Consider the following 675-nt stretch of genomic DNA (forward strand, 5'->3'; position numbering starts at 1 on the left):
TGAAGCAGTATCGCAAGCTAAAACTGCTGGAACAACTGAAGTCAATTCAATCAATCCGCAGCCAGTAGCGAAGCCAGTAGCCAAGCAAGCGATTGATGATGCCCTGAAAGCCAAGGAAGCAGAAATTGATTCACGTACCGATTTGACGGATGAGGAGAAAGCTGCAGCGAAGGCTGATGCCAAAGCTAAGGCCGATAAAGCTAAGAAGAACATCGATAATGCAACAACAGATGAAGCAGTATCGCAAGCCAAGACTGATGGAATAAACAGCATTGCCTCAGTCAACCCAACTGCGCAAAGTAAGCCAGTAGCCAAGCAAGCAATCGATGATGCGCTGAAAGCTAAGGAAGCAGAAATTGATTCACGTACTGATTTGACGGATGAGGAGAAAGCTGCAGCGAAAGTCGATGCCAAGGCGAAAGCAGATGAAGCTAAGAAGAACATCGATAATGCAACAACAGATGAAGCAGTATCGCAAGCTAAAACTGCTGGAACAACTGAAATAACTTCAATTAATCCGCAAGCAGTAGCGAAGTCAGCAGCCAAGCAAGCAATCGATGATGCCCTGAAAGCTAAGGAAGCAGCGATTGATTCACGAACCGATTTGACGGATGAAGAGAAAGCTGCAGCGAAGGCAGATGCCAATGCGAAAGCTGATGAAGCTAAGAAGAACAT

The 675-nt window shown here is 45.9% G+C and carries 1 protein-coding gene; it reads left to right on the forward strand.

Annotated features, from left to right (window positions below):
* The coding region (locus M1F63_RS10105) for a DUF1542 domain-containing protein (RefSeq protein WP_247941331.1) at window positions 1–675 on the forward strand (675 nt) is incomplete at both ends.

The organism is Streptococcus oralis (genome assembly GCF_023109155.1).
In the GTDB taxonomy this organism is placed as follows: Bacteria; Bacillota; Bacilli; order Lactobacillales; family Streptococcaceae; genus Streptococcus; species Streptococcus oralis_BZ.